Annotated in this window: 4 protein-coding genes and 1 pseudogene; 4 read left to right on the forward strand and 1 reads right to left on the reverse strand. The window is 62.8% G+C overall.

Features of this window, described 5'->3' with window-relative positions; genetic code table 11:
• On the forward strand, positions 1–840 hold an 840-nt coding region (locus RCH15_RS18855), incomplete at its 5' end, for an RHS repeat-associated core domain-containing protein (protein ID WP_326962183.1).
• 272 nt (positions 841–1,112) lie between these two features.
• Positions 1,113–1,538, forward strand: a complete 426-nt coding sequence (locus RCH15_RS18860) for a hypothetical protein (protein WP_326962184.1) — start codon at positions 1,113–1,115, stop codon at positions 1,536–1,538.
• Between the two features lie 16 nt (positions 1,539–1,554).
• Here RCH15_RS18860 and RCH15_RS18865 read toward each other — a convergent pair.
• Positions 1,555–2,187 (reverse strand): annotated as a pseudogene (locus RCH15_RS18865) (DDE-type integrase/transposase/recombinase); the annotation flags it as partial.
• Here RCH15_RS18865 and RCH15_RS18870 point away from each other — a divergent pair.
• Both RCH15_RS18870 and RCH15_RS18875 read left to right on the forward strand, forming a co-directional pair.
• Complete coding sequence (locus RCH15_RS18870; protein ID WP_326962185.1) at positions 2,187–2,987, forward strand: RHS repeat-associated core domain-containing protein; 801 nt, start codon at positions 2,187–2,189, stop codon at positions 2,985–2,987. The pseudogene RCH15_RS18865 and the gene RCH15_RS18870 sit on opposite strands and share 1 nt — an antisense overlap.
• Positions 2,988–3,797: 810 nt before the next feature.
• The gene (locus RCH15_RS18875) at positions 3,798–4,604 is read left to right on the forward strand and encodes a hypothetical protein (protein WP_326962186.1); all 807 of its coding nucleotides are present in this window, start codon (positions 3,798–3,800) and stop codon (positions 4,602–4,604) included.
• The last annotated feature ends 120 nt before the right edge of the window (positions 4,605–4,724 follow it).

Consider the following 4,724-nt stretch of genomic DNA (forward strand, 5'->3'; position numbering starts at 1 on the left):
GCCGGGATAACGCTGACCGGCAACGGCGGCCTCGACATCGCGGGCCTGGAATGGCTCGGCGCCCGCGCCTACGACCCAACCACCCGCGGTTTCCTGTCCACCGACCCCCTCGCCCCCGTCCTCGGCGCTGGCTGGGACGGCAACCCCTACGCCTACGCGGGCAACAACCCGCTGAACACCACCGACCCCACCGGGCTGCGTCCGCTCACTGATGAGGAGCTGAAGGCCTACGACGGCTCCTCCCGGGGAGCGTTCGCCGCCGCAGGGAACTGGATCAACGAAAACAAGGAGTATATCGCCGCCGCCGTATTAGTCGCCGCAGGCGTTGCGCTGATGTGCACCGGGGTGGGTGGCCCGGTGGGGCTGGTTCTCCTGGGTGCGGCATCCGGGGCGTTGGTCAGTGCAGGTGCGTCGATTGGGATGCAGAAGGCCGCGACTGGAACAGTGAATTGGGGACACGTCGGCCGCGATGCGCTCATTGGTGGCGCAGCCGGTGCTGTTGGCGGCTGCTTTTGGTGCCAGCAGGGTCGGTTCCGCCGTGTCGAGCGCCGGTTCGCGTGTCGGATCTTCCGTGACCTCGGGGATTTCACGCGTCAGCGCGGGGGCCGGGAGGTATGTGTCGGGGTTGCCAAGACAGCAGATGGTCAGGTCTGCAGTTACCAATGGAATATCCGGGGGTGCGGGGAACACTGGAATGTACTTTGTGACGAATCCCCAGAAAGACTGGTCAACAAGGGGTGCCTTCGGTGCACTTACCAACGGCGTCGTCAGCGGGGCTCTGGGGTCCCAAGGCGGGCACCTCGCAGGCCCTCTGAGTGGCCTTCCTTCAAAGTTGGCTGAATTTGGTGTCGCTTCAGGAGGTTCTCTGGCGGGAGGCGTCGTGGACCATGCCTTCACCGGGAAAAACTATCGTGTATACGAAGTAATGTTCGACGGCTCGGCTGGCGCGGTCACCGCCCGTTTCCCGGGGGCTTCCGACTTAGTCCGAACCCTGGCTGGATGACCCATTCGTTTGCTGCCTACGGTGGCGCCCACGTTGGAGCTATTGTTGAAAGCGTGAAAAGTGTAAGCGGAGAACTTATCGAGACGGGAACGGGAACAAAGCTATGGGGGTGACTAATGATGTAAATTCTGGTGGAGGGAATAAAGCTTCGCAGCGAGAGTTTACCGAGGAGGAGTTACTTCTTGGCAAAAATGCTACGAGAATTTTTTCCCTTTGTTGCGTGATAGCTTTCGTGGCGTGCGTCGGTATTGCCGTTTTTGCCTTCACCAACGTTCCCTGGGATACCCGAATGCCGTATGACGGAAAATACAACCGGAACGGGAGCGGAATCCCGATGCAGATCGCGATGATTCCCTGCCTATTGGTTCTTATCGGTCTATGGCGGGCCGGGCGGAAGCCTGATGCGCATCACATGGGAAAGGGTGGGCGTGTTGGAGTGTACATCTTCGGTTCGGCGATGATCTTGGCCTGTGTCGTCGGACAGTGGGTGATGGCGAGCGGGATTTTAGTAGCTGGCGGGTATTTCAACGGCTAGTTGTACTGAGCCATTAGGCCCACTCGGTTTGCAGGGTGCGGTTGAAGCGTTCGGCTTTGCCGTTGGTCCAGGGGCAGTGGGGTTTGATGAAGCGCTGGACTGCCCCGAGGTCGGCCACGGCCTGGCCGAACGCGGCGGACCTGCGGTAGGCGAGGGCGTTGTCGGTGATAACGCGTTCGATCCGGCCGATCCCGTGCGCGGCGAAGTAGGCTGCGGCGCGGGTGAGGAACCCTGCGGCTGTGGCGCCCTTCTCGTCGGGAAGGACTTCGGCGTAGCCGATGCGGGTATGGTCATCGATCGCGACGTGAACGTAGTCGTAACCGATTCCATTGCCTCGGACCTGTTCCGAACGGCCGTGGGCCCGCCATCCGCCTCCTTCCGGGATGCGTCCGAGTTTCTTGACGTCCAGATGGACCAGTTCCCCGGGCCGCGCCCGTTCATACCGGTTCGCCGTGGTCCTGGCGGCCCGGATCGTGTCGCCGGTCAGCGGGTCACAGTCCGCCAGATGCGGAACGCCGTGGCGGTGCAGGATCCTGCCCACGGTCCGGGCCGGGACACCGGTGATCGCTGCGATCCTCAAAGGCCCGAACCGTGAGGCACATCGGGCGTCCAACACGGCCTGTTCACGCTCGGCGCTCGTCCGGGACGGTGTACGACGCCGCGGGGCAGCTCCTCGCCGTCACGGACTCGGACGGCACCCGAACGCAGTACGTCCACGACCGCCTGGGGCGCCGTACCCGGCTGATCGGCCCGGACGGGTCCTGGACTGAATACGCCTGGGGCCCCACCGGTTACCTGAACGGCACCACCGACCGCACCCCCGACGGTATCGAAACGTCCCGGCATGAGTTGTGGGTGGATTCCCTCGGCGAGCTGGCTGCCGTCGATGGTTCGGAGCTGTGGTGGGACACCGCCCACCCGATCCCCACCCTCACCGGTATCGGCGCCGGCCAGGTTCTGTCGTTGCCTGGTGGTGTCACCGGGATCGGCGACGCCTGGACCGCGCCGGGCTGGCGCGCCGCCCGGCCCACCGACCAGACCGACCCCTGGGCTGTTATCGGCGCGCCGACAGTCCCTGCCCCGGGTCTGGGTGGCACTGCCGGTGCTGATGCCGCTGGTTTGGGTGCGGCGTCCGGGTCAGCCGGTGTGCTGCCGGCCGGAATCACCCTGACCGGCAACGGCGGCCTGGACATCGCGGGCCCGGAATGGCTCGGGGCACGGGCGTACGACCCGGCTACCCGCGGTTTCCTGTCCACCGACCCCCTCGCCCCCGTCATCGGCGCGGGCTGGGACGGCAACCCTTACGCCTACGCCGGGAACAACCCGCTGAACACCACCGACCCCACCGGGCTGCGGCCGCTCACTGATGAGGAGTTGAAGGCTTACGACGGCTCCTCCCGGGGAGCGTTCGCCGCCGCCGGGAACTGGATCAACGAATACAAGGAATAAATGGTTGGTGGTCTGGCCGTTGTCGGCGGGGCCGCGCTGATGTTCGTCCCCGGTGGCCAAATCGCAGGCATGGGACTCATGAGCTTCGGCGCCGACGTCGTGATCCAGAAAGCCACCACCGGCAAAGTAAATTGGGCACAATCCGCTGCCATGGGGGCGGTCGGGCTGCTAGGAGGTGGGGCGTTGACTGCCGGGCGCGCTGCCGCTGCGTCTGCGGCATCGGTTTCAAGACTCGGCAGCTACGTTGCTGTCAATGCGGGCGTCAATGGAGCAGCGGGTGGAGTTGGCGGCACTGTTACCTATTTCGACAAAAACGGGGGCCGGATCGATAGCTGGCGGGGCCTCATCGCGTCCGCAGATGGCGGTGCAGTCAGCGGTGCTGTGGGCGGCCTGGCGGGTCCGGCTGGTGGGACCCTGGCCCGAGCTGGCGGCTACGGTGCTTATACGGTCACTGCCGCTGGCGCGAGGGCCACCGTCCAAGCGGTAGCAGGGAGGACAGCACTCGGAAGTGGGGGTGCGATCGCGGGCACGGTAACCGACAAATTCATTTCCAATGAACCGGTGAAAATTGAGGACGTAGGCTGGGCTGGCCTCACCGGCGGCCTGCTCACTTATCTTCCGGGAGGACCGTCCGCGTCCAGTACACTTCAACAGGCTGCACGAACTAACGCCAGTATGCTGTCCGGGCTGGTGGGCCGGGGGCCCGCTTCCATAAAACTTATCCGCTCCGCCTTATTTGGAACGACAGCGGGTTCTGGGCTGGATATCGCCAAGTTCGTGTTTACTGGGAGTTAAGGTATGGAGAAATTAGTGAATAAGCGTGAATCTGCTCGACTCCGCGGATCGGACAAATCTCGTGACTTTCGGCTGCGAATGCTTATCCCCGGGATCTTCCTAATATTGCTGATTGTGCTCATTGGCTTTTTGCCGACCGAGGTCGTTATGCAGGCCACGGTGATCGGGGTCGTTGGGCTTCTGTCAGGTGGAACGGTGGGACTTCTCACAGGAATTCGCGGACCGTCCTGGCTGATTTACGTTCTGATCGTCGCTGGAATCGCTTTGCTGCTGGTACTTCCCTCCCCCTGGCGGTCGCTCGCCCTTCTGAGCGTTCCCGTTTCGGCGCTAGGGTTCGCGATGGGTAAGGAAATTGCCTTTTACCGCTTTAACAGTAGTCATGAGGTTTCGGAAACTACGTGGGTGGTGGCCGGAGAAGCTATTGCCGATGTTAAAGGTGCCAAGAGTATAGCTAGCTTAAAGCTGAATGGTTGGGAAAGCATCCAGGACGGTCGTTTCGTTGTGTCTCTCGGGCACCGCCGCTTCGAAGCCGGGGGTTCCGCGGTGGACGGATTCATCGTACATACCGCTGTAGATGCACGAGACCTTGCGACAATGTCAGTGCTCACGCGCTTCCCTCACGAGGACGAAGAAGTCTCGATTGCCCTGGACGCGCACGGACTGCGCGCTTGGGTACCCCTTGGAGTTATGGTCCCCACCAATGTTGCGGCTGGGGCACTAGAGGCGTTTTTTGAAACCCAAGGGGCTTTGAGCCTGGACGGATGGGCTTGGGAAAGTGGGGCGCAAGCCCAGGAGTTGCGCTTCTTCGACGAGTCCTCTTAGACCCTGGTTGCCCGCCGGCAACAACCCCCCCCGTTACCTTTCTTATAGCCCCTAAACGAGCAAGAATCGGGGTTGCTGGCCTGTCGCTCCTGGCATGATTGAGTCCCCCAGTCGAATGTA

It is taken from the genome of Arthrobacter sp. MP_M4 (assembly GCF_035984855.1).
Taxonomy (GTDB): domain Bacteria; phylum Actinomycetota; class Actinomycetes; order Actinomycetales; family Micrococcaceae; genus Arthrobacter.